Raw genomic sequence first — 22,544 nt, 5'->3', positions numbered from 1 at the left:
AAGATGGTACAGGTGAGAGCACACCAGCCGATCAACACCGACGGCAGTATCAATCTCGAGGCTTGGCTCGATCATGCGGTCAGTGTCGATCTGGCACTGGATCGCGAAGCCTTGAAGGAGGCCTGCGAGTACGCTCGCCAGGCCGAGCAACAGTCCAACGCGGCGAAGAATCTCTGGTCCGAAGGCAGCGGCAGTTTCAGCACCGGCCTCGAGATCGCAGAGATTCTCGCCGACCTCAAGCTCGATCAGGATTCGCTGGTCGCGGCGGTGCTTTACCGTGGCGTACGCGAAGGTCAGATCGAACTGTCGGCGGTCAGCCAGCGCTTCGGGCCGGTGGTTGCCAAGCTGATTGACGGCGTGCAGCGCATGGCCGCCATCAGCGCCAGTCTCAGCCCGCGCCAGTCGATGGTGATGGGCACTCAGGGGCAGGTGGAAAACCTGCGCAAGATGCTGGTGGCGATGGTCGACGACGTGCGCGTCGCGCTGATCAAGCTTGCCGAACGTACCTGTGCGATCCGTGCGGTGAAGACCGCCGATGACGAAAAGCGCAACCGGGTCGCCCGGGAGGTCTTCGACATTTATGCGCCACTGGCCCACCGTCTCGGCATCGGCCATATCAAATGGGAACTGGAGGACCTGTCCTTCCGTTACCTTGAGCCCGATCAATACAAACAGATCGCCAAGCTGCTGCACGAGCGGCGGCTCGACCGTGAGCGTTTCATCGCCGACGTGATGACCCAGCTCAAGGACGAATTGCAGGCTACCGGCGTCGACGCCGACATCAGCGGCCGGGCCAAACACATCTATTCGATCTGGCGCAAAATGCAGCGCAAGGGACTGGAGTTCAGCCAGATCTACGACGTGCGTGCGGTGCGCGTGCTGGTGCCGGAAATGCGCGACTGCTACACCGCGCTCGGTATCGTCCACACCCTGTGGCGGCACATTCCGAAAGAGTTCGACGACTACATCGCCAACCCGAAAGAGAACGGCTACCGCTCGTTGCACACGGCGGTGATCGGCCCCGAAGGCAAGGTGCTGGAAGTCCAGATCCGTACGCATTCGATGCACGAAGAGGCCGAACTCGGCGTCTGCGCGCACTGGCGCTACAAGGGTACCGACGTCAAATCCGGCTCGAATCACTACGAAGAGAAAATCTCCTGGCTGCGTCAGGTGCTCGAGTGGCACGAAGAGCTGGGCGACATCGGTGGTCTCGCCGAACAGCTGCGGGTCGACATCGAACCGGACCGGGTCTACATCTTCACCCCGGACGGTCACGCCATCGACTTGCCGAAGGGCGCGACGCCGCTGGACTTCGCCTACCGCGTGCACACCGAAATCGGTCACAACTGCCGCGGCGCGAAGATCAACGGGCGCATCGTGCCGCTCAACTACAGCCTGCAGACCGGCGAGCAGGTCGAGATCATCACCAGCAAGCACGGTACGCCGAGCCGTGACTGGCTGAACCCGAACCTGGGGTACGTCACCACGTCCCGGGCGCGGGCGAAGATCGTTCACTGGTTCAAGCTGCAGGCTCGCGACCAGAACGTCGCAGCGGGCAAGACCCTGATCGAGCGCGAGCTCAATCGCCTCGGTCTGCCGGCGGTGGATTTCGACAAGCTGGCCGACAAGGCCAATATGAAAACCGCCGAAGACATGTTCGCCGCCCTCGGGGCCGGCGACCTGCGTCTGGCGCAACTGGTCAATCTGGCCCAGCAACTGGTCGAGCCGGAGCGCGGCAACGAACAACTGGAGCTGATTCCACGCAAGGCCACCGGCTACAAGCCGGGCAAGCGCGGCGACATCCAGATCCAGGGCGTCGGCAACCTGATGACCCAGATGGCCGGCTGCTGCCAGCCGTTGCCGGGCGACGCGATTGTCGGTTACATCACCCAGGGCCGCGGCGTGAGCATTCACCGTCAGGACTGCGCCTCGGTGCTGCAATTGGCCGGGCGCGAGCCGGAGCGAATCATCCAGGTCAGCTGGGGGCCGGTTCCGGTGCTCACCTATCCGGTGGACATCGTCATTCGCGCCTATGACCGTTCCGGTCTGCTGCGTGATGTCTCGCAGGTGCTGCTCAACGAGCGGATCAACGTGCTGGCGGTCAACACCCGCTCGAACAAGGAGGACAACACGGCGCTGATGTCCCTGACCATCGAGATTCCGGGGCTGGACGCGCTGGGCCGGTTGCTGGGGCGGATTTCCCAGTTGCCGAACATCATCGAGACACGGCGTAACCGGACTCCATGAAACCGACCTACAGCCTTGAAGACCTGCTGCACCTGATGAACCGTCTGCGCGACCCGCAGTTCGGCTGCCCATGGGACATCAAGCAGACTTACGCGACCATCGTCCCGCACACCCTTGAAGAGGCCTACGAAGTCGCCGATGCCATCGAGCGCGGCGATTTCGACCACTTGCAGGGCGAGTTGGGCGATCTGCTGTTTCAGGTGGTGTATTACAGTCAGCTGGCGCGGGAGGAGGGACGGTTCGAATTCGCCGGAGTGGTCGACAGCATCACCCGCAAGCTGATCCGTCGCCATCCGCACGTGTTTCCCACTGGCGATCTGTATGCGCCGCTGGACGTGCCGCGTCTGAACGAAGAGCAGGTCAAGCAGCGCTGGGAGGAGATCAAGGCCGAAGAACGCGCCGAGAAATCCGCCGAGCCGCAGCAACTGTCACTGCTCGACGATGTGCCGGCCGCATTGCCGGCACTGTCCCGCTCGGCCAAGTTGCAGAAGCGCGCGGGGCAGGTCGGTTTCGATTGGCCGGATGCCTTGCCGGTGCTGGACAAGGTGCGCGAAGAGCTCGATGAAGTGCTCGAAGCCATGTCCGAGAATGACCCGCAAGCGGTGGCGGACGAGATCGGCGATCTGCTGTTTTCCGTGGTCAATCTGGCCCGGCATCTGAAGGTCGATCCGGAAACCGCATTGCGTGGCGCCAACGGCAAGTTCGAGCGGCGCTTCCGTTTTATTGAACAGGCATTGCGCGACACCCACCGACCCATGGAAGATTGCACCCTCGAAGAGTTGGACGCCCTGTGGGGCGAAGCCAAACGTCAGGAAAAGAATTTGCCCAGCTGCGGCTGAGCCGTTGCCCAAGTGAGTAAGCATCAATGAGCCTTTCCCTTCGCGACCAGTTGCTCAAGGCAGGACTGGTCAACCAAAAGCAGGCCAAGCAGGTCAGCAAAGACAAACAGAAGCAACAGCGCCTGGCCCACAAAGGCCAGATCGAACTGGATGACTCCCAGCAGCGCGCCGCCCAGGAAGCCATGGCCGAGAAGGTCAAGCGCGATCAGGAACTGAACCGTCAGCAGCAGGAGAAGGCGGAAGCCAAGGCCCGCGCTGCCCAGGTCAAGCAGTTGATCGAAGTCTCGCGGTTGCCGAAGCTGACCACCGAGGACTACTACAACTTCGTTGACGACAAGAAGGTCAAGCGCATCTCCGTCAACACGCTGATGCGCAACAAGCTCAGCAGCGGCTCGCTGGCGATCGTGCACCATGCCGGCGGCTACGAAGTGATTCCTCGTGAGGCGGCCCTGAAGATTCAGGAACGCGATCCACAGCGCATCGTGCAGCTCAACGAGAAGGTCGAAGAGGTCAATGCCGAGGACGATCCGTACGCGGCCTATGTGATCCCTGATGATCTGATGTGGTAAGCGGCTTGCGGCCAGCTGCGAAGCGGCCCTGAAACCCGAAAACGACAAACCCCGCTCATGGCGGGGTTTGTCGTTTTCAATGCTGTGGTTTTCGGTTCAAGCGGATTTCAGATCCCGCTGCCGCTCTTGCAGTTCCAGTTCGGCCTTGTAGTTGTGGGCGTCTGTCTCGTTGTGGAACATGCCGACCAGCAAGTCTTGTTGATGCACATCCCAGATCCGTACACCGGCGGCTACGCCTTCATGGGACATGTGTGAATCGTCGCGTTCAGTTACTTTTACAGTCATCTGCTAGCTCCAATCTCTGTTATCTGCAGCAAGGCGTGTGCAGGGCTCTTTTATAGAATTTGTTAGCCTGCTAAGTAAACGCTTGATTTGTGCAACGTATCCTTGCGAAATCTGCAACAGTCCTGGAGCCCGCAGAAACCGCGACATTCAGTCGCAGGGCATTGAGTTCCATGACAAAAGCTTCATCTTTGTCGCGCACCGAATCCCTTGTGGGAGCGAGCCTGCTCGCGATAGCGGTATTCCGGTTAGCGTCTCGGGCGGCTGACACTCCGCCATCGCGAGCAGGCTCGCTCCCACAGGTTTTGCGTTTGTCCGGAGAGTTTTGTGCAGGTGAAAAAAAACGCCCCGAACCAGTCGGGGCGTTTTCATGTGCGGCTCAACGGAAGGGAATTACTTGCCTTCCCAGCGTTTCAGCACGAGGGTGGCGTTGGTGCCACCGAAGCCGAAGCTGTTGCTCATCACGGTGTTGATGGTGGCGTTTTCGCGGGTCTTGGTCAGCACCGGCAGATCGGCCACTTCAGGGTCCAGTTCGTCGATGTTGGCGGAACCGGCAATGAAGTTGCCTTCCATCATCAGCATGCAGTAGATCGCTTCGTGAACGCCGGCAGCGCCCAGGGAGTGACCCGACAGGCTCTTGGTGGAGCTGATGGCCGGCGCCTTGTCGCCGAACACTTCACGCACACCTTTCATTTCCGCGACGTCGCCGACCGGAGTCGAAGTGCCGTGGGTGTTGAGGTAGTCGATCGGGGTGTCGACGGTGGACATTGCCATCTGCATGCAGCGGATGGCGCCTTCGCCGCTTGGGGCCACCATGTCGTAGCCGTCGGAGGTCGCGCCGTAGCCAACGATTTCCGCGTAGATCTTCGCGCCACGGGCCAGAGCGTGCTCCAGCTCCTCGACCACGACCATGCCGCCACCGCCTGCGATGACGAAACCGTCACGGTCGGCGTCGTAGGCACGGGAGGCTTTTTCCGGGGTGTCGTTGCGCTTGCTGGACAAGGCGCCCATTGCGTCGAACAGGAACGACTGGCTCCAGTGCTCCTCTTCACCGCCACCGGCGAACACGATGTCCTGCTTGCCCATCTGGATCTGTTCCATGGCGGTACCGATGCAGTGAGCACTGGTGGCGCAGGCAGAAGCGATGGAGTAGTTCAGGCCCTTGATCTTGAACGGAGTGGCCAGGCATGCCGAAACGGTGCTGCTCATGGTCCGCGTTACACGGTATGGGCCGACGCGCTTGACGCCTTTCTCGCGCAGGACATCCAGCGCTTCCATCTGGTTCAGGGTCGACGCACCACCGGAACCTGCGATCAGGCCGGTACGCGGGTTGGACACCTGCTCTTCGGTCAGACCGGAGTCGGCGATGGCGTCTTTCATGGCCAGGTAGGCGTAAGCCGCTGCGTGGCCGACGAAACGATAGATCTTGCGATCGATCAGTTCTTCAAGGTTGAGGTCGATGGAGCCGGAAACCTGGCTACGCAGACCCATTTCGGCATATTCCGGGTTGAACCGGATGCCAGGGCGGCTTGCACGCAGGTTAGCGGAGACGGTCTCTTTGTCATTGCCCAGGCAAGAAACAATGCCCAGACCAGTGATAACGACGCGGCGCATGCGGATAACCCTTAGAAGTTGTCAGTGGAGGTGAACACGCCGACCCGGAGGCCTTCGGCGGTGTAGATTTCGCGACCGTCGACAGTCACCGAACCGTCGGCGATGGCCAGGTTCAGCTTGCCCTTGAGGACGCGTTTGATATGAATGTTGTAGGTGACTTTCTTGGCGGTCGGCAGGACCTGGCCGAAGAATTTCACTTCGCCCGAACCCAGCGCACGGCCACGGCCCGGCAGGCCTTGCCAGCCCAGGAAGAAGCCGACCAGTTGCCACATGGCATCCAGACCCAGGCAGCCCGGCATCACCGGATCGCCTTCGAAGTGACAGGCGAAGAACCACAGGTCAGGGTTGATATCCAGCTCGGCGACCAATTCACCTTTGCCGTACTTGCCGCCTTCTTCGCTGATCAGGGTGATGCGATCCACCATCAGCATGTTCGGGGCGGGCAGTTGCGCGTTACCTGGGCCGAACAGCTCACCGCGACTGCAGCGCAGCAGGTCTTCCCGAGTAAAGGCGTTTTGTTTGGTCATGCGAGCTCCTCAATAATCCCATGCGGCAGGTGGGGCAAATCTTCCCGACCGATCGACGCGTTCATGCCTCGAACCGGCAGCCTACTCATAGACTATTGCGTTGTGGTGAAAGTCACAGCACCAAGGACATGAATGTACACTTGTGCACTGAAATTTTTATTCAAGCCCCTTTTGAGGCCCGATTGGGTGCCTAAGACTGCCGCACTTTCGCTTTTCACGCCAGTCGCAGATGCTCGAAAGGGCCTTCCTACTGCACCCAGCGCTGCAGAATCTGCTGCAGGTCATTACGTTTGAACGGCTTGGCCAGGTAATCGTTCATGCCTGCCGACAGGCAGTTTTCCCGGTCGCCCTGCAAGGCGTTGGCGGTCAGGGCGATGATCGGAACCTGGCCGCAGCCGGGCAGACGACGAATCTGTCGGGTCGCCTCGTAACCGTCGATGATCGGCAAACGGCAGTCCATCAGGATCGCCTCGAACCGATTGCCCCCGGCGCTGTGCACGGCCTGCATGCCATCGGTGGCAACGCTGACAGTAAAGCCCAGGCTGCGCAGCATGGCTTCGATCACAGTCTGGTTGACCGGGTTGTCTTCCACCAACAGCACGTTGCGACCTTCGCCGTGACCGTCGCCATTCGCCGCTCGTGGCGCGGCCAGTGTCGGCAAGGCCTGTTTATATAGAGCCAGCGGAATTTCCAGGGTAAACACCGAGCCGCGACCTTCTTCGCTTTGCGCGCGCAAGGTGCCGCCCATGCGTTCGGCCAGGGTACGGGCGATCGGCAGGCCCAGGCCGGTGCCGCCATAACGGCGCGAAATCGAGCTGTCGGCCTGCTGGAACGCGTTGAACATCAATTCCAGGCTTTGCGAAGAAATCCCGATGCCGCTGTCGCGCACCGAGCAGGTGAACCACAGCAACTCGTGATCCAGAGACTGCCACTGCGCCTCGATGCTGACGCGACCCTGTTCGGTGAACTTCAACGCGTTGCCCACCAGATTGACCAGAATCTGTCGGATCCGCGTCGGGTCGCCCTGCACCTGCAAGCCGCGCAGGTCTTCGGGAATCCGCAGTTGCAGGGCCAGGCCACGCTGTGCCGCGCTGTGCTGGAAAGACTGAGCGCAGGCGCCGATCAGGTCGGCGAGGTTGAACGGAATATGTTCCAGCTCCAGCTCCGAACGCTCGATACGCGAGAAATCCAGAATGTCGTTGATCACTTTGAGCAAATGCTCGGTGGACTCGGAAGCCAGCGCCGCGTATTCGATCTGCTCCTCGGTCATGTCGGTGGTTTCGAGCAGTTGCAGCATGCCCAGGACACCGTTCATCGGGGTGCGCAGTTCATGGCTCATCATTGCCAGGAAATCCGATTTGGCGTTGTTGGCCTTCTCCGCCTCTTCGCGGGTCTGGATCAGTTGCGCCATGGCTTGATGCTGTTCACGACTGGCCTGTTCCAGCGCCTGGGCCAGATTGTTGATGTGCTGCGACAAGGCCCCCAATTCGGTGTCATCGACAATCGGCAACGGGGTCTTGTAGTCGCCGTCCTGAATCGCCTTGACCGCATCGCCGATATCGCGGATCGGCTGCGACAGGCTGCCGGCCAGACGTCGTGCGAGGACAAAGGTGAAGAGCAGGGCGAACAGTGCCAGGATCCCGGCCTTGAGCAGGATCTCCTGTTGGCGCTGACTGAACGCATCGTTGGACAGGCCGACGATCACCCGCCCCAGATAATCCTCGGCGGCACCGCCGTTGGTGCTTTTGCCGTCCTGAAAGAAATCATTGTGCAAGGCAATCCGTTGCAGCCGCACCGGCGCCTGGAACACTTCGACCTGATGCGGGCGCTTGTGGGTGTCCGACGGTTGTTCGACATACGCCAGAATCCGGTTGGCGCTGTCCTGGATTTCGAGGAACCGCACATTGGGCGTGGCCAGTGTGGCTTTGAGCAGGCCTTCCAATACTTCGTTGTTGCCGGAAATCACCCCGTACTCGGTAGCGGGCGCGAGCTGGTTGGCGATCAGTTGGCCAGTATGGTTCAGCTCCTGGCGCAAATCCTGGATGCGCACGAAGGTGAAAAAGCTGATCAGTAGCAAGGTCAGCAATAGCGCAGGGCCCAGGCTGATCAACTGGGTGCGGGTATTGATGTCCCAACGGCGGAAAATCATGGGCGGCGCTCTCCTTCGGCCAGCTCTGCGGCGACAGACGCTTCATTTATCGGCTCTATCCCTAATGAACGAGCCACCTGCGCATTGCTTGAGACTTTGAAGCGCCCGGGGTAGAGCGATCGCGGCCAGGCGGTCGGTGGGCGGTCGAGCAGTTCGTCGAGTACTGCCAGCCAATCGCTCTGATCGCTGTAGGTACTGGCGAGGCTGCCGGCGCGCACGAACGAGACGTTGGGGCCGACCAGCGCCAGTTGCCGTGAATAGCTGCTCAGCAGCAGGTTCTTTGCTGTTTTCGGGTTGTACAGGTCAGGGTCGTCCAGGCCCAGCAGCACATCACTGTTTTTCAGCACGGTCTGCAAGGGACGGTTGTCGTGGGTGTTGTCCCAGCGTTGCGGGACCACGTGCAGGTTCATTGGTTGTGCAGCGGCGAGCAGCTCCTTGAGCAGGAACTCGCTGTGCTGGTCGAACAGCACACCGACACGCCGGGCCTGAGGCAGGATCCGTCGGATCAGCTGCAACTGGCGACTCAGCGGCGGATCGCTCCACAGCAGGCTCAAGTGCGGCGGTTGCGCGGTACCAAAGCGTTGCCGGGCCTGCAATCGGCTGATGCGCAGAACCAGAGTCGCCGGGCCCTGGCTTTCCTGCATGCGCCAGTCGAGGCTCGGCAGGTCGAGCAGAATCAGGCGCAGGCTGGACGGCAACTTGCCCGGCGCCGGCAGGCTCGCCAGCGGCTGGAAATGCACGCGGTCGGTGGGGCGCAGTTCGCTCAGGGCCTGGACGAAGGACTGCACGCCGGGGCTTTCCTCGGCGCCGGTCAGCAGAATGTCGGCCGCCTGCACCGCCACGCCGTGCAGCCAGGCCGTCACGAACAGACACAGCCCGGCCAGCCATTGGCCGGCCGTTGGCATCTTCCGTGACAGGGCGTAACGCATCTAGAACTCCAGCTCTGCGCTGAAATACATCACCCGGCGTTCGTCGTAATTGTTGTCGACGAAGGTGGTCGGCTCATTGTCCAGACGCTGTTGCAGCACCCCGGCCAGTTGCAGTTGGGCCTTGCCCAACGGGATGCGTTTGGCGATGCGCGTGTCGACCCGCTCGAAGCGATAGCCATTGAGTGCGTTGTCGCCGTAATAGAAGAGGGCACTGTTCCAGCCGTGGCCCCAATCGCGCAGCCAACCGGCCGATCCGCTGTTGCGCGCGGTGAATTGCTGGTCCAGCGGGTTGCTTGCTTCGGCGTCGACGTAGGCGTAAGTCAGGCGCAGTCGATCGGCTGCACTCACGCGCCAGTCAACCTGGGTTTCGGTGCCGCGAAAGCGCGAGTCGTTGGCGTTGCTGGCGATGTACTGATTGTTGCGCAGCGGCTCACTGATCATCCCGGTGATTTCGTCGTAGAACAGCTTCACGTCCAGCGCCAGGCCCCATTCCGGAAAAAAGCCGTTGTAGCCCAGTTCTCGCGAGCGCATGTGTTCCTGGTCCAGATCGCCGGGGCCCCGGGTCTTGACGAAGTAGCGGGCCGATGTCTGGCCATAGGCGGAGGGGCGCAGGTTGGTTACCTGATAACTCCAGTTGACGTTGTTTTCGAACATGTCCGGAGAACGGATGGCTTCCGAGTACACCGCGCGCAGGCTGTGTCGCGGGTTGATCAGGTAATTGACGGCAAACCTGGGCGTCAGCGAGCTGCCGATCAGTTGAGTGTTTTCAAACATGGCGCCGCCCTGCAACAGCCAGTGTTCGCTGGCGCGCCACTCCAGTTGGCCGAATGCGCGCCATGTGGTGTCGTCCAGCATTCCGTTGAAATAGGTCTCGGAGTCGGCCCGGTCGTAACGATAGTTCAAACCGCTGACCAGACGCAGGCTGTCGGACAGGCTGAGAGTGTCCTGTAATTCCAGGTCATAGCGCGATTCCCGGGTGCTCTGGTCGATGTCCCCGCACAGGGTACGGCTGGCGCCATTGCGCCATTGATCGAGCACCTGATTGGCCAGGGCCATTTCCGCGGGTGTGCCGGGCGCAGCACCGGGTCCGGTGAAGCGGGTGATGTTGCGCGCCAGTTGCTCGGTGTAATTGGGGTTGAGTTGCCACAGCTCCGTCAGTTGCGGGCTGAACGAGACCTCGGCGTCGCAGGCGCGCCAGGTCTGCTGACGATCCCAGTGTTGCGCCGAGCCTTGTACATAAAGGCTGTGATCGGGGTTGATGTCCAGGTTCCAGCGCACCGAGCCGGCGTAGTCCTTGGCGATCACGTCGGAATTGTTTCCGGCAGCGGTAATCCCGGAGAACACCGGGCGGTAGGTGTAGGGCCGCTGGTTGGTCCCGTCCTTGGCATTGAGCTGCCAGTCCACGCTCTGGTTGTCGCTCAGCGTCTGGCTGACTGCAAGGCTGAAGCGGTTCAAACGGCGGCTGTCGCGGTAATCGGCGCCGGTGCGATCGCTGTCGAAGCCGTCGTCCTCCTGGCCCGACAGCGACAGGCGCAGGTCGCCGCCATTCCAGCCTGTTCCCTGACTGGCATAGAAATCGTTGATGCCACGCTGGCCACGGGTGATTTTCAGCCGTGTGCCGTGGCTGTCGGCGGGGTTGCGGGTGATGATGTTGACCACCGCCATCAGCGCGTTGGCGCCATAGCTGACGGTGTTCGGGCCGCGAAAGACTTCGATGCGCTCGATGTCTTCCATGGCCACCGGGATGTCGCTCCAGTCCACCGTGGCCAGGCCGGCGCGGTACACCGAGCGGCCATCGATCAGCACTTGCATGCGCCGCGCTTCGGTGGCGTTGGTGCCGTGATAGTTCACCACCGCCTGATTGCCGCTGATGTTGCCGACCATCATCCCCGGCACCAGGCGCAGCAGTTCGCTGATGTCCCTGGCGCCGCTGGCGTTGATCAGTTCGCTGTCGAGTACGGTCATGCTGCCGGGGACCTCCGCCGGCGATTGTTTCAGGCGCGTGGCCGTGAGGATCTGGGGCAAGGCCTCGCTGTCGACAAACAGGTCGTCCGCCAGCAGCATCGGGCTGAACACCAGCGCCAGCAGCAGGGACGAACGCGGGGAGGGAATGCCAGAAAACACGACGCAGCCTTGATAGCAAAGAATTGGCGCGCATGTTAACCGAGGACAGTGACTTTTCCAGTCACGTTGCGGGCATTTTCCTCGGTTTTATTGGTCTTCTTCCTACAAGTGCGGGTAATTGACGCCGGGGCTGTCCGAGAAGGGGCCGCTCCGTATAATGCCCGCATCGCCACTGGTATGGATTAACGGATTACATATGACTGAACAGCGCCCGATTGCGGTCCTGGGAGGCGGAAGTTTCGGTACCGCCGTGGCCAATCTGTTGGCCGAGAACGGCCATCAAGTCCGGCAGTGGATGCGTGACCCCGAGCAGGCCGAGGCCATCCGGGTCAATCGCGAGAACCCGCGTTATCTCAAGGGCATCAAGATTCTGCCGGGCGTGACTGCCGTCACCGACCTGCAGGAAACCCTCGATGCCTGCGATTTGTGTTTCGTGGCGTTGCCGTCCAGCGCGCTGCGCACGGTTTTGGCGCCTCATGCCGAGCGCCTGAGCGGCAAGATGTTGGTCAGCCTGACCAAGGGCATCGAAGCCCATACCTTCAAACTGATGAGCCAGATTCTCGAAGAGATCGCCCCCCAGGCGCGCATCGGCGTGCTTTCCGGGCCGAACCTGGCACGGGAAATCGCCGAGCACGCGCTGACCGCCACGGTGGTTGCCAGCGAAGACGAAGAACTCTGCAAGGCCGTGCAGGCCGCGCTGCATGGCCGTACCTTCCGCGTTTACGCCAGCGCCGACCGCTTCGGCGTGGAGCTGGGCGGCGCACTGAAAAACGTTTACGCGATCATCGCCGGCATGGCGGTGGCACTGAATATGGGCGAAAACACCAAGAGCATGCTGATCACCCGCGCCCTGGCCGAGATGACCCGGTTTGCGGTGAATCAGGGTGCCAACCCGATGACGTTCCTCGGTCTGGCCGGTGTCGGCGATCTGATCGTCACCTGCTCGTCGCCCAAGAGCCGCAACTACCAGGTCGGTTTCGCCCTCGGTCAGGGCTTGAGTCTCGACGAAGCGGTGTCGCGCCTGGGTGAAGTGGCCGAAGGCGTCAACACCCTGAAAGTGCTCAAGGCCAAGGCTCAGGAGGTTGGCGTGTACATGCCGCTGGTCGCCGGACTGCATGCGATCCTGTTCGAAGGGCGCACGCTTGAGCAGGTGATCGGTCTGCTGATGCGTGCCGAGCCGAAAACCGATGTCGACTTTATTTCCACCAGTGGTTTCAACTGATTCAGCAGGGAACAGGCCATGAACGATCCGAAAACCGAAGCCAAATATGAATCCATCCTCCTGCGGGTGTTGTGGATGATTGTCTACATCCTGGTCTGGCAGGTGGCGCAGTTCATCCTCGGCGCGTTGGTGCTGGTGCAGTTGATCTATCGTTTGATCTATGGCGCCCCGAGCGCCGGTCTGATGAATTTCGGCGACAGCCTGAGCCAGTTCCTGGCCCAGATCGGCCGGTTCGGCAGTTTCCACAGCGACCAGAAGCCTTGGCCGTTCGCCGACTGGCCGGCGCCGCGTACCCCGGAAGGTGAAGCGCCACACGTTGTCGCGCCAGCACCGCATCCGGCCCGCGATGAGGAACCCAAGCTATGAAACTCTGGGTATTGCGTCACGGCGAGGCCGAGCCCTATGGCTCACGACCCGATTCGGAGCGGGAACTGACCGCTCACGGTCGCAAGGAAGTGCTCAGCAGCGCCGCCCGGTTGATGGGCCAGCCACTGACGGCGATCTACGCCAGCCCGTACTTGCGGGCGCAGCAGACCGCACAGCTGGTGCGCGAGGCGCTGGGCTTCGAACCGGAGATCCGCACGGTCGAATGGCTGACACCGGAAGTCGATCCGGACCGCGTCGCCGAGCAACTGGTGTCGGTAAGCAATGTGCTGCTGGTCAGCCACAATCCGCTGGTCGGGCATCTGCTCAGCTACCTGCAACACGGCGCCGGCTATCCGCCGGAAAAGGTCAGCACCGCCGGGCTCGCCGAGCTCGAACACAGCGAGTTGCTGATCGGGTCGATGACGCTCAACAGCCTCAAGCATCCGTGAAATTTTTTGTATGAAATAGTCAACCAAGCACTTGCTTGGTTGACTACGCTTGCTCCATCCCAAAAAGAAAGGAGCGAGTCGCATGTCTGCTGCTTTTCGATTGCCGCTGGACGTGTTCTACGAACGCGAGGCCCGGCACCCGCGCCAACGCTTTCTGGTGCAACCCGTCGGCGGCGGGCAGGTCGAGACGCTGACCTGGGCCGACGTCGGTCATCAGGCCCGTTGTGCCGCACACTGGCTGCGCTCCCGGGAGTTGCCACAGGGCAGCCACATCGCGCTGATCTCGAAAAACTGCGCCCACTGGATCATCGCCGACCTGGCCATCTGGATGGCCGGGCATGTTTCGGTGCCGCTCTATCCCAATCTCACGGCCGACTCGGTCAATCAGGTACTCACTCACTCGCAAAGCGTACTGGCGTTTATCGGCAAACTGGATGACTGGCCGGGGATGTCGACCGGTGTTCCGGCTGATCTGCCGACCATCAGCCTGCCGCTGCACCCGCCGGGCGACTTCGATTTCAACTGGGGCGACCTGCAACGCTATTCCCCGATCCAGGACGATCCACGTCCCGCCGCCGATCAACTGGCGACGATCATCTACACCTCCGGCACCACCGGCCTGCCTAAAGGCGTGATGCACAGCTTCGCCAATCTCGGTTTCGCCACCACCCGCGGCACGCAGTTGTTCGGCCTCAATGAAAACGACCGGCTGCTGTCCTATCTGCCGTTGTGTCATGTCGCCGAGCGCATGTTCGTCGAACTGGCGTCGATCTATACCGGGCAGACGGTGTTCTTTGCCGAGAGCCTCGATACCTTTCTCACCGATCTGAAGCGCGCGCGGCCCACGGCGATGTTTGGCGTGCCGCGGATCTGGACCAAATTCCAGATGGGCGTCTACAGCAAGATCCCGGCGAAACGTCTGGATTTCCTCCTGGGTCTGCCCTTTATCGGCAAACGGATCGGCCACAAAGTGTTGGTCGGATTGGGGCTGGATGCCTTGCGCGTGGCGTTGTCCGGTGCCGCGCCGGTGCCGCTGACCTTGTTGCGCTGGTATCAGAAGCTCGGGCTCGACGTGCTGGAGGTCTACGGCATGACCGAGAGCTGCGGCTATTCGCATATCTGCCTGCCGGGGCAATACAAGGAAGGCTGGATCGGCCGGCCATGTCCTGACGTCGAGGTGCGAATCGACGAATCCGGCGAAGTGCAGGTGCGCAGCCAGGCCAACATGCTTGGCTATTTCAAGGAACCGCAGAAAACCGCCGAAACCCTGACCGCCGACGGTTTCCTGCGCACGGGTGACAAGGGCGAGCAGGACGCCGAAGGCCGTTTGCGCCTGACCGGGCGGCTCAAGGAAATCTTCAAGACCAGCAAAGGCAAGTACGTCGCCCCGGCGCCGATCGAAAACCGCCTCGCCGTACACACCCGGATCGAGCAGGTCTGTGTGGTCGGCGATGGTCTGAGTGCACCGCTGGGGCTGTGTGTGATCTCGGCAGCCGGGCATGAAGACGCACGACCGCAACTGCATTCGAGCCTGGAAAAGCTGCTGGAGGAGGTCAACGCCGCGCTCGACAAGCATGAGCGGCTGCGCCGTCTGGTGGTGGTCAAGGACAGTTGGGCGGTGGAGAACGGTTTCCTCACGCCGACCCTGAAAATCAAGCGCAACGTCATCGAAGACACCTACGGCGCGCGCTTCGAAGAATGGAGCGAGCGCAGCGAGGCGGTGCTGTGGCAGGATTGAGTGACGATCAAAACAACAAAGGAAAGCCTGCGATGACCTTGTGGCGCACCACTCCCGACATCGAGCAGTTGAACGCAATCCAGAAAAACACCATCGGCGAAGTGCTGGACATCCGTTTCGAGTCCTTCGACGAAGAGTCCCTGACGGCCAGCATGGTGATCGACCATCGCACCCACCAGCCTTATGGCTTGCTGCACGGCGGCGCCTCGGTGGTGCTGGCCGAGACGGTCGGCTCGATGGCCAGTTACCTGTGCATCGACGCCAGCAAGTTCTATTGCGTGGGTCTGGAGATCAACGCCAACCACCTGCGGGGCCTGCGCAGTGGGCGGGTGACGGCGGTGGCCAAGCCGATTCACATCGGCCGCACCACTCACGTCTGGGACATCCGCCTGACCAGCGATGAAGGCAAGGCCAGTTGCGTGTCGCGGCTGACCATGGCGGTGGTGCCGTTGGGCGAACAGCCACCCGCACGCTGACCGATCCGTCATGGCCCTGACCGGACTGTCATCATTCCTGGCAGTTACGGTCATTGCTGTGCAACGCGGTCTTGCGGACAATCAACGCCTGTTTACCGCTCATGGATTTACCGGTATGTCGCAACCGATCTTTTTCGCTCATGCCAACGGTTTCCCGTCGGGCACCTACGGCAAGCTGTTCTCGGCGCTGGCGCCCGAGTTCCGGGTGACGCATCTGGAGCAACATGCCCACGATCCGCGTTTCCCGGCGGGTGACAACTGGTACCACCTGGTCGACGAGCTGATTCATCACCTGCAGCAGCAGGAGGAGCCGGTGTGGGGCGTTGGCCATTCCTTCGGCGGGATGCTGCATCTGCACGCCGCACTGCGTTGCCCGGAGCTGTATCGCGGGGTGGTGATGCTCGATTCGCCAGTGCTGACCCGCACCGATCAATGGGTGATCCGCGCTGCCAAACGCTTTGGTTTCATCGACAAACTCACCCCGGCCGGTCGCACCCTGGGGCGGCGTGAAGAGTTCGCCGACCTTGACAGTGCCCGCAGCTACTTTGCCGGCAAGACCCTGTTCCGCGGCTTCGATCCCGAGTGCTTCGACGCCTACCTGCAACACGGTTTGCACAAGGTCGGTGACAAGTTGCGCCTGCGCTTCGATCCGGCCACCGAGATCAGCATCTATCGAGGCGTGCCGCACACCAGTCCCGGGCGTACCCGGCAGCTTAAGGTGCCGCTGGCGGTGGTGCGCGGGCACAAGAGTCGTGTGGTGATGAACCATCACACCCGGTTCGTCGGCCGTCTGCCTCAGGGCGAGTCGCTCACAGTGCCGGGCGGTCACATGTTTCCCCTTGAACGTCCGCAGGACACCGCGCAGCTGCTGAAAAAACTGTTCAGTCGCTGGGAAAACCGCCAGCAAAAGGATTGTGCATGAGCCCTGTGGTCGAGGAAGTGCGCCTGAGCCTGCCGCATATCGAACTGGCGGCGCATATTTTCGGCCCGGAAGACGGGTTGCCGGTGATCGCCCTGCACGGCTGGCTGGACAATGCCAACAGCTTCGCCCGCCTTGCGCCCAAACTTGAAGGCTTGCGCATTGTTGCGCTGGACATGGCCGGCCACGGTCATTCGGGGCATCGTCCGGTCGGCGCAGGTTACGCGTTGTGGGACTACGCCTATGACGTGCTGCAAGTGGCCGAACAATTGGGCTGGAAGCGCTTCGGCCTGCTCGGCCATTCGCTGGGGGCGATAGTTTCACTGGTGCTGGCGGGGTCGTTGCCGGAGCGCATCACCCATCTGGCATTGATCGACGGGGTGATTCCTCCCACGGATAAAGGCGAAAACGCCGCCGAACGCATGGGCATGGCCCTGCAGGCGCAGCTTGATTTGCGAGAAAAACGCAAACCGGTCTACGCCACCCTCGACCGGGCCATCGAAGTGCGCATGAAAGGCCTGGTGGCGGTCAGCCGGGAGGCCGCCGAACTGCTGGCGCAACGAGGCCTGATGCCAGTGCCCGGCGGTTACACCTGGCGCACCGACAGCCGGCTGACCCTGCCATCGCCATTGCGTCTGACCCAGGAGCAGGCGATGGCCTTCATCCAGCGGATCGCCTGTCCTGCACAATTGGTGGTGGCGGCCGACGGCATGCTGGCCAAGCATCCAGAGCTGCTGGAACGTCTACCCTTTAGCCGGGAACAGCTGCCCGGCGGGCACCATTTGCACCTGAACGACGAGTCGGGTGCGGTCCTTGTCGCAGACTGTTTCAATCGGTTCTTCGCCATTCCTTGACTTGCCCCGGGCAACTGTCGAGGCTGGGCGGGTTGAAATGGGAGACAACCACAATGGATTTCTACACCGCTGCGAACCCGAATAGCCAGAAAGACGCTCCGGCCATGCCGATCCGATGAGCCTGTCCATGCGATCTTTCAGTCTGCTGGCGCTGTGCTGTTTCAGTCCCGTGTTGCTCGCTGCCGACCTGCCGGGCAGTCAGGATCTGCCGATCGTGCCGCGTCTGGCCGATGCGCAGATCGTTGACTATCGCCCGGCCGCGACGCTGGAGCGGATCTACCCGATGGGCTCGATCCGCAAGATCAGCGGCCAGTTGCGTTTCGACGGTCAGGTCGGCGCCCGGGGGCAGACCACCTCGGTCACCTACGAACTGCCACCCGAACACTCCGCCAACGAAGCCTTCACCGTCGCCCGCGAGGCCCTGCAAAAACAGGACGCTGAACTGTTGTTCTGGTGTCAGGCCAGGGATTGCGGCGAAAGCAGCCTGTGGGCCAACGAGGTATTCGGCAATGCCAAGCTGTACGGCGCCGACGAGCAGCAGGCCTATCTGCTGCTGAGGCTGGCGGCACCTCGCGACAACACGCTGGTGGCGCTGTACAGCATCACTCGCGGCAATCGCAAAGCCTATCTGCACGTCGAGCAATTCGAGGCCGCCACGCCGTTGGGTGAGCTGCTGCCGACATCCGCGACCCTGTTGCGCCAGTTGAAAGACACCGGTGAGCTGAAATTGCCGAAACTGGCCGGTGATCCGGATGACACCTGGCTGCGTCTGCTGTCTCGTGGCCTGAACCTCGACACCACTTTGCGGGTGACGGTTTCCGGGCTCAAAGCCGAAGCCTGGCGTCAGGCGCTGATCGCGCAGGGTGTGCGCGCGGCACGCATGGAGACCGGCAATGTCGAAGGTGCCGGCCTGCGCATCGATCTGTTGCGATAAGGTGTCTCTGGCGGACACGCCCGGCGTGTTCGCCTACTCTTTGCCTGACTGACTTTTTCGAGATTTCACATGCCCAATAATGATCGTCTGCTGGTGCAGATCCTGTTGCTGGTGTTGTTCGGTGCCAGTTTCTGGGTGATGGCGCCGTTCTGGTCGGCGCTGTTCTGGGGCGCGGTGCTGGCGTTCGCCAGTTGGCCGTTGATGCTTCTGCTGACGCGCTGGCTCGGTGGCCGCGAATCACTGGCGGCAGGCATCCTGACCCTGGGCTGGATGTTGCTGGTGGCGGCACCGCTGGTATGGCTGGGGTTCAACCTGGCCGATCACGTGCGCGATGCCACAGTGTTCATCAAGGATGTGCAGGTTGATGGCCTGCCGGAGGCGCCGGCCTGGCTCGGCACGATTCCGCTGGTGGGGGAGCGGCTGGTCGGGTTCTGGAACAGCGTCGATCAGCAGGGGGCGGCGCTGATGGTATCGCTCAAGCCTTATCTGGGGCAGGTCGGCAACTGGCTGCTGGCGCGCAGTGCGCAGATCGGCGGCGGGATTCTCGAGCTGACCCTGAGCATTGTCTTCGTGTTCTTTTTCTACCGTGACGGGCCGCGGCTGGCGGCGTTCGTGCACGGTCTGCTGGAGCGCTTGATCGGTGATCGTGCCGGGTATTACATCGAGTTGGTGGCCGGTACGGTGCAGCGGGTGGTCAACGGGGTGATCGGTACGGCGGCGGCGCAAGCGGTGCTGGCGCTGATCGGTTTCTTGATTGCCGGGGTGCCGGGGGCTTTAGTGCTGGGGATCGTGACGTTCCTGCTCAGTCTGATTCCGATGGGGCCGCCGCTGGTGTGGATTCCGGCCACGGCCTGGCTGGCCTGGAAGGGCGAGTACGGGATGGCGGTATTTCTCGGAATCTGGGGGACGTTCATCATCAGTGGTGTGGATAACGTGCTCAAGCCGTATCTGATCAGCCGTGGCGGGAATCTGCCGCTGGTGATTGTGTTGCTCGGGGTGTTTGGCGGGTTGATTGCGTTTGGGTTTATCGGGTTGTTTATCGGGCCTACGCTTTTGGCGGTTGCTTATAGTTTGTTGACGGATTGGAGCAAGAGTCAGGCTCGGGTTGAGGATCGGCGTTGAAGGTTAGCCTTGGCGGCCTTCGGGCCGGCCAGGCTTTGGGTTGTTTTGGGTGAATATCCGTTTCTTCGGGTGTTGCGGCTGGCGGTTTCGCCCTTACGGCGAGTCCCTTTTTCAGACGCCAAAAAGGAACCAAAAGGCTTGGCCCCAACGTTCGGCGCCTCGCTGTGGCTCGGCGTCCCTTCGCTCCGGGATTCATCCGGGGGCATCGCCTACGGTTTGCTTCGCTGCACCTCCTCTCGATGTGTTTGGCTTCGCCAAACGGCGCTTCGCGCCCACCCCCGGATAAATCCCTCCACTCAGCCTCTCAACGGGGCCGGTACGTCAAAAGCGGTACTTGAGCTAACGCTCATCGTGTTGAGTGGTGGGAAGCCAAAGCCAAGGCAGAAGCAGAGGTAGAGGTAGAGGTAGAGGAGGCCGGTGCGGGATGTGTGCTTTTAAAGACCCGAGTTCACCTCGGTATGTCACGTCGGCGTACCTCTCCCAAACAACTCGGTCAGTCCCCTCTCCCTATGGGAGAGGGCTAGGGTGGGGGGTGGCTTTCATTGACACCCCGCAAAACGAAGGCAAACGACTAACCTGGCAAGCTCTGATCGCCCAGCGATCACTTCACCGCATTACTTCAAGTCGCCACATTCAAATACTTGCCCACCGACGCCGTTCCACCGAGCGAATACTGCTTGCTCAGATTGGCAATCATCCGGTTCAGTGCTTCGGTCGTGGTTTGAGTAGTACTGGCAGTCTGTTCATCGCCCGGACGCTGGCGCCCCGCCTGTAACGCCACCTTCAACTCGTCACTGCTCACGCCACCACTGCTGTCGCTATCCAGTACCTTGAGCAGCGCCGCACTGCTATCGCTGCTGGAGGACGAGGTGCTTTCGCTGGCCTGCAACGCGCTGCTCAGTTCGTCGCCGCTGATGGCGCCGTCGCCGTCGGTGTCGAGGGCTTTGATCAGGGCGTCGGCCAGGTCGGTATTGGGGGCCTGGTTGTGGTCGGGTGGTGGCGGTGGGGCCATGGCGGCCATTTCTTCGGCGCTGAGGCTGCCGTTGCTGTCGCTGTCCAGGTCGCCGAATTGTTTGCTCAGGTTGACCAGCAAACCGTCATTGGATTTTTGCGACAGGGCGCTGCTCAGTTCGTCCTGATCCACCGCGCTGTCGCCGTTGCTGTCGAGTTTGGCGAACAGTTCTTTTTGCAGTTGCTGGCTGCGGGCGTTTTGCGTGGTGGTGCTGCTGGTGCTGGTGTAGCTCGTGTAGTTGCTCACGCTACCGATCATCGGGCTCTCTCCTTGGGCTGGAAAACCGGTTTGTGTACCGGCTTATGCAGCGTCAAGGCGGGAGGTGTCGTGGGTATGTGGATTTTGTACCGGGCGGTACACAGTCGGCTTCAGTGGCGGGGCAGGCGAATTACGGCGGTGAGGCCGCCGCCGGGGGTGTCTTCGAGGTTCAGTTGTCCGCCCTGGCGTTGCGCGGCTTCCCGGGCGATGGTCATGCCCAGGCCCACGCCGCCGGAGTTGCGGTTGCGCGAGCCTTCCAGGCGGAAGAACGGTTCGAACACCGCTTCACGCTTGTCCGCAGCGATGCCCGGGCCGTGGTCGATGACGCGGATCAGCAGGTGTTCGCGCTGATCCTGCAGTTCGATGTGAGCTTGGCCGGCGTAGCGCAGGGCGTTGTCCATCAGGTTGTTGATGCACGAGCGCAGTGCCATCGGCTGCACCTGCAAGGGCGCGCAGTGGCCGCTGACCTGTACGTCGGCGCCTTGATCCTGGGCGTTTTCGCACAGTGATTCGACCAGCGCCTGCACGTCCATCATCTGCAGCGCTTCGCTGGTGCGCTGTTCGTGCAGGTAGGTGAGGGTGGCGTCGAGCATGCCGATCATGTCGTTCAGGTCCTGACGCATCTGGCCCTGGAGCTTGTCGTCGTCGATCTTTTCCAGGCGCAGTTTCAGCCGCGACAGTGGCGTGCGCAGGTCGTGGGAGACGGCGCCGAGCATTCGTGCGCGTTGCTGAACCTGTTCGCGAATCCGCTGTTGCATCAGGTTGAAGGTGTGAGCGGCCTGTCGGGCTTCTCGCGGGCCTGATTCATCCAGCGGCGGGCTGTCGAGGTTTTCGCTGAGGCGTTCGGCGGCGTCGCTCAGACGCTGGATCGGCCGGCTCAAGAGTTTGGCGCCGTACCACGCAGCGATCATCAGTGAGATGAACTGAAAGGTCAGTGGCACCAGCGGCCCGCCGAACCAGGGGCGCGGCGGTCGATGGGAGAAGCGCGGATCTGGTGTCGGACGTTGTCCTTCGACGCCTTGGGAAAATTCCGGCGGCGGAGGGGGCGGAGGCGGGCCGTAATGGTGGAACCAGGCGAAGGCCAACAGGTGCGCCAGGACGATCGCCACGAACAGCACGCCAAACAGGCGGCCGAACAGCGTGTCGAAGCGCGCCCGCATCAGCCGATGTCCCGTGCGTCGAACAGGTAACCTTCACCGCGTACGGTCTTGATCAGTTGGGGGGCTTTCGGGTCGTCGCCGAGTTTTTGCCGCAGGCGCGAGACCAGCAGGTCGATGCTGCGGTCGAAGGCTTCGATCGAACGGCCACGGGCGGCGTCCAGCAGTTGTTCGCGGCTGAGCACCCGGCGCGGACGTTCGATGAACACCCAGAGCAGGCGGAATTCGGCGTTGGACAGCGGCACCACCAGACCATCGTCGGCGATCAACTGGCGCAGGACGCTGTTCAGGCGCCAGTTGTCGAAGCGAATGTTCGCACGCTGTTCGGTGCGGTCGTCGCGCACCCGACGCAGGATCGTCTGGATCCGCGCCACCAGCTCGCGGGGTTCGAACGGTTTGGCCATATAGTCATCGGCGCCGAGTTCCAGGCCGATGATGCGGTCGGTCGGTTCGCAGCGCGCAGTGAGCATCAGGATCGGGATGTCAGACTCTGCGCGCAGCCAGCGGCACAGCGACAGGCCGTCTTCGCCGGGCAGCATCAGGTCGAGTACCACCACGTCGAAATGTTCGGCCTGCATCGCCTGGCGCATGGCTGCGCCGTCGGTGACGCCGCTGGCGTGAATGTTGAAACGCGCCAGGTAGTCGATCATCAGTTCGCGGATCGGCACGTCATCGTCGACGATCAGGGCCCGGATGCTCCAGCGCTTGTCGTCTTTCTGCTCTTCATTCACGGAGGCTTGGGAATTGTGCATGAGGC

At 61.8% G+C, this 22,544-nt stretch carries 21 protein-coding genes; 12 read left to right on the top strand and 9 right to left on the bottom strand.

What is annotated here, in order from left to right:
- Positions 1 to 3 precede the first annotated feature (3 nt).
- From relA to NE357_RS21120, 3 genes are read left to right on the top strand one after another with little or no spacing between them, the layout of a single operon-like run.
- Entirely contained in the window at positions 4 to 2,247 is a 2,244-nt protein-coding gene (relA, locus tag NE357_RS21130) for a GTP diphosphokinase (RefSeq protein ID WP_169431478.1), read from the top strand.
- Positions 2,244 to 3,086, top strand: a complete 843-nt coding sequence (mazG, locus tag NE357_RS21125; RefSeq protein ID WP_169431477.1) for a nucleoside triphosphate pyrophosphohydrolase — start codon at positions 2,244 to 2,246, stop codon at positions 3,084 to 3,086. The genes relA and mazG overlap by 4 nt, the downstream gene beginning before the upstream one ends.
- 26 nt (positions 3,087 to 3,112) lie before the next feature.
- Positions 3,113 to 3,655: a DUF2058 domain-containing protein gene (locus NE357_RS21120; protein ID WP_011335479.1), complete on the top strand. Its 543-nt coding sequence runs from the start codon at positions 3,113 to 3,115 to the stop codon at positions 3,653 to 3,655.
- A gap of 96 nt (positions 3,656 to 3,751) precedes the next feature.
- Here the strand turns inward: NE357_RS21120 and NE357_RS21115 are convergent, their stop codons facing one another.
- From NE357_RS21115 to NE357_RS21090, 6 genes are all read right to left on the bottom strand, one after another.
- A complete protein-coding gene (locus tag NE357_RS21115) occupies positions 3,752 to 3,940 on the bottom strand; it encodes a hypothetical protein (RefSeq protein ID WP_169431476.1) in 189 nt (62 codons plus the stop codon).
- A 390-nt stretch (positions 3,941 to 4,330) separates the two neighbouring features.
- Positions 4,331 to 5,551 (bottom strand): beta-ketoacyl-ACP synthase I, encoded by a 1,221-nt coding sequence (gene fabB / locus NE357_RS21110; protein WP_169431475.1) that lies wholly within the window; start codon positions 5,549 to 5,551, stop codon positions 4,331 to 4,333.
- An 11-nt stretch (positions 5,552 to 5,562) separates the two neighbouring features.
- Positions 5,563 to 6,078, bottom strand: a complete 516-nt coding sequence (gene fabA / locus NE357_RS21105) for a 3-hydroxyacyl-[acyl-carrier-protein] dehydratase FabA (RefSeq protein WP_003227150.1) — start codon at positions 6,076 to 6,078, stop codon at positions 5,563 to 5,565.
- 247 nt (positions 6,079 to 6,325) lie between these two features.
- A complete protein-coding gene (locus NE357_RS21100; RefSeq protein WP_169431474.1) occupies positions 6,326 to 8,227 on the bottom strand; it encodes an ATP-binding protein in 1,902 nt (633 codons plus the stop codon).
- A complete protein-coding gene (locus tag NE357_RS21095) occupies positions 8,224 to 9,156 on the bottom strand; it encodes an ABC transporter substrate-binding protein (RefSeq protein ID WP_169431473.1) in 933 nt (310 codons plus the stop codon). The genes NE357_RS21100 and NE357_RS21095 overlap by 4 nt, the downstream gene beginning before the upstream one ends.
- Positions 9,157 to 11,220: a TonB-dependent receptor plug domain-containing protein gene (locus tag NE357_RS21090; RefSeq protein ID WP_432760333.1), complete on the bottom strand. Its 2,064-nt coding sequence runs from the start codon at positions 11,218 to 11,220 to the stop codon at positions 9,157 to 9,159.
- A 256-nt stretch (positions 11,221 to 11,476) separates the two neighbouring features.
- Between NE357_RS21090 and NE357_RS21085 the strand changes: the two genes are divergently transcribed.
- From NE357_RS21085 to NE357_RS21045, 9 genes are all read left to right on the top strand, one after another.
- The gene (locus NE357_RS21085) at positions 11,477 to 12,502 is read left to right on the top strand and encodes an NAD(P)H-dependent glycerol-3-phosphate dehydrogenase (protein ID WP_169431471.1); all 1,026 of its coding nucleotides are present in this window, start codon (positions 11,477 to 11,479) and stop codon (positions 12,500 to 12,502) included.
- A gap of 18 nt (positions 12,503 to 12,520) precedes the next feature.
- A complete protein-coding gene (locus NE357_RS21080; RefSeq protein ID WP_169431470.1) occupies positions 12,521 to 12,868 on the top strand; it encodes a DUF4389 domain-containing protein in 348 nt (115 codons plus the stop codon).
- On the top strand, positions 12,865 to 13,317 hold the full coding sequence (gene sixA / locus NE357_RS21075; RefSeq protein ID WP_085710970.1) for a phosphohistidine phosphatase SixA: 453 nt from the start codon (positions 12,865 to 12,867) through the stop codon (positions 13,315 to 13,317). Before NE357_RS21080 ends, sixA begins: the two co-directional genes overlap by 4 nt.
- A gap of 82 nt (positions 13,318 to 13,399) precedes the next feature.
- A complete protein-coding gene (locus tag NE357_RS21070) occupies positions 13,400 to 15,055 on the top strand; it encodes an AMP-binding protein (protein WP_169431469.1) in 1,656 nt (551 codons plus the stop codon).
- 32 nt (positions 15,056 to 15,087) lie between these two features.
- On the top strand, positions 15,088 to 15,531 hold the full coding sequence (locus NE357_RS21065) for a hotdog fold thioesterase (RefSeq protein ID WP_169431468.1): 444 nt from the start codon (positions 15,088 to 15,090) through the stop codon (positions 15,529 to 15,531).
- Positions 15,532 to 15,646: 115 nt separating this feature from the next.
- Positions 15,647 to 16,453, top strand: coding sequence for an alpha/beta fold hydrolase (locus NE357_RS21060; RefSeq protein ID WP_169431467.1), 807 nt, complete (start codon positions 15,647 to 15,649; stop codon positions 16,451 to 16,453).
- Positions 16,450 to 17,304: an alpha/beta hydrolase gene (locus NE357_RS21055; RefSeq protein WP_169431466.1), complete on the top strand. Its 855-nt coding sequence runs from the start codon at positions 16,450 to 16,452 to the stop codon at positions 17,302 to 17,304. Before NE357_RS21060 ends, NE357_RS21055 begins: the two co-directional genes overlap by 4 nt.
- A gap of 127 nt (positions 17,305 to 17,431) precedes the next feature.
- Positions 17,432 to 18,238, top strand: coding sequence for a DUF4892 domain-containing protein (locus NE357_RS21050; protein ID WP_169431465.1), 807 nt, complete (start codon positions 17,432 to 17,434; stop codon positions 18,236 to 18,238).
- 69 nt (positions 18,239 to 18,307) lie between these two features.
- On the top strand, positions 18,308 to 19,360 hold the full coding sequence (locus NE357_RS21045) for an AI-2E family transporter (RefSeq protein ID WP_169431464.1): 1,053 nt from the start codon (positions 18,308 to 18,310) through the stop codon (positions 19,358 to 19,360).
- Positions 19,361 to 19,979: 619 nt separating this feature from the next.
- Here the strand turns inward: NE357_RS21045 and xopAW are convergent.
- The 3 genes from xopAW to NE357_RS21030 form a co-directional block, all read right to left on the bottom strand.
- A complete protein-coding gene (gene xopAW / locus NE357_RS21040; RefSeq protein ID WP_169431463.1) occupies positions 19,980 to 20,630 on the bottom strand; it encodes an EF-hand domain-containing protein in 651 nt (216 codons plus the stop codon).
- A 110-nt stretch (positions 20,631 to 20,740) separates the two neighbouring features.
- The gene (locus NE357_RS21035; RefSeq protein WP_169431462.1) at positions 20,741 to 21,790 is read right to left on the bottom strand and encodes a sensor histidine kinase; all 1,050 of its coding nucleotides are present in this window, start codon (positions 21,788 to 21,790) and stop codon (positions 20,741 to 20,743) included.
- Positions 21,790 to 22,539 carry a response regulator gene (locus tag NE357_RS21030; protein ID WP_169431461.1) on the bottom strand — a complete coding sequence of 250 codons (750 nt, stop codon included), beginning with the start codon at positions 22,537 to 22,539 and terminating at the stop codon, positions 21,790 to 21,792. The genes NE357_RS21035 and NE357_RS21030 overlap by 1 nt, the downstream gene beginning before the upstream one ends.
- Between the last annotated feature and the right edge of the window lie 5 nt (positions 22,540 to 22,544).

The organism is Pseudomonas sp. G7(2022), assembly GCF_052660475.1.
The sequence above is the reverse complement of the archived record's forward strand: the minus strand, read 5'-3'. Positions and strand labels throughout refer to the sequence as shown.

Bases quoted from the DNA above. Each gene is read 5' to 3' on its own strand.
- NE357_RS21115 (WP_169431476.1), bottom strand. From the start codon at position 3,940: ATGACTGTAAAAGTAACTGAACGCGACGATTCACACATGTCCCATGAA.
- NE357_RS21070 (WP_169431469.1), top strand. From the start codon at position 13,400: ATGTCTGCTGCTTTTCGATTGCCGCTGGACGTGTTCTACGAACGCGAG.
- relA (WP_169431478.1), top strand. From the start codon at position 4: ATGGTACAGGTGAGAGCACACCAGCCGATCAACACCGACGGCAGTATC.
- NE357_RS21100 (WP_169431474.1), bottom strand. From the start codon at position 8,227: ATGATTTTCCGCCGTTGGGACATCAATACCCGCACCCAGTTGATCAGC.
- NE357_RS21120 (WP_011335479.1), top strand. From the start codon at position 3,113: ATGAGCCTTTCCCTTCGCGACCAGTTGCTCAAGGCAGGACTGGTCAAC.
- NE357_RS21065 (WP_169431468.1), top strand. From the start codon at position 15,088: ATGACCTTGTGGCGCACCACTCCCGACATCGAGCAGTTGAACGCAATC.
- NE357_RS21080 (WP_169431470.1), top strand. From the start codon at position 12,521: ATGAACGATCCGAAAACCGAAGCCAAATATGAATCCATCCTCCTGCGG.
- fabB (WP_169431475.1), bottom strand. From the start codon at position 5,551: ATGCGCCGCGTCGTTATCACTGGTCTGGGCATTGTTTCTTGCCTGGGC.
- mazG (WP_169431477.1), top strand. From the start codon at position 2,244: ATGAAACCGACCTACAGCCTTGAAGACCTGCTGCACCTGATGAACCGT.
- NE357_RS21050 (WP_169431465.1), top strand. From the start codon at position 17,432: ATGCGATCTTTCAGTCTGCTGGCGCTGTGCTGTTTCAGTCCCGTGTTG.
- NE357_RS21030 (WP_169431461.1), bottom strand. From the start codon at position 22,539: ATGCACAATTCCCAAGCCTCCGTGAATGAAGAGCAGAAAGACGACAAG.
- xopAW (WP_169431463.1), bottom strand. From the start codon at position 20,630: ATGATCGGTAGCGTGAGCAACTACACGAGCTACACCAGCACCAGCAGC.
- NE357_RS21055 (WP_169431466.1), top strand. From the start codon at position 16,450: ATGAGCCCTGTGGTCGAGGAAGTGCGCCTGAGCCTGCCGCATATCGAA.
- NE357_RS21060 (WP_169431467.1), top strand. From the start codon at position 15,647: ATGTCGCAACCGATCTTTTTCGCTCATGCCAACGGTTTCCCGTCGGGC.
- sixA (WP_085710970.1), top strand. From the start codon at position 12,865: ATGAAACTCTGGGTATTGCGTCACGGCGAGGCCGAGCCCTATGGCTCA.
- NE357_RS21090 (WP_432760333.1), bottom strand. From the start codon at position 11,220: ATGCTGCTGGCGGACGACCTGTTTGTCGACAGCGAGGCCTTGCCCCAG.
- NE357_RS21045 (WP_169431464.1), top strand. From the start codon at position 18,308: ATGCCCAATAATGATCGTCTGCTGGTGCAGATCCTGTTGCTGGTGTTG.
- NE357_RS21035 (WP_169431462.1), bottom strand. From the start codon at position 21,790: ATGCGGGCGCGCTTCGACACGCTGTTCGGCCGCCTGTTTGGCGTGCTG.
- fabA (WP_003227150.1), bottom strand. From the start codon at position 6,078: ATGACCAAACAAAACGCCTTTACTCGGGAAGACCTGCTGCGCTGCAGT.
- NE357_RS21085 (WP_169431471.1), top strand. From the start codon at position 11,477: ATGACTGAACAGCGCCCGATTGCGGTCCTGGGAGGCGGAAGTTTCGGT.
- NE357_RS21095 (WP_169431473.1), bottom strand. From the start codon at position 9,156: ATGCGTTACGCCCTGTCACGGAAGATGCCAACGGCCGGCCAATGGCTG.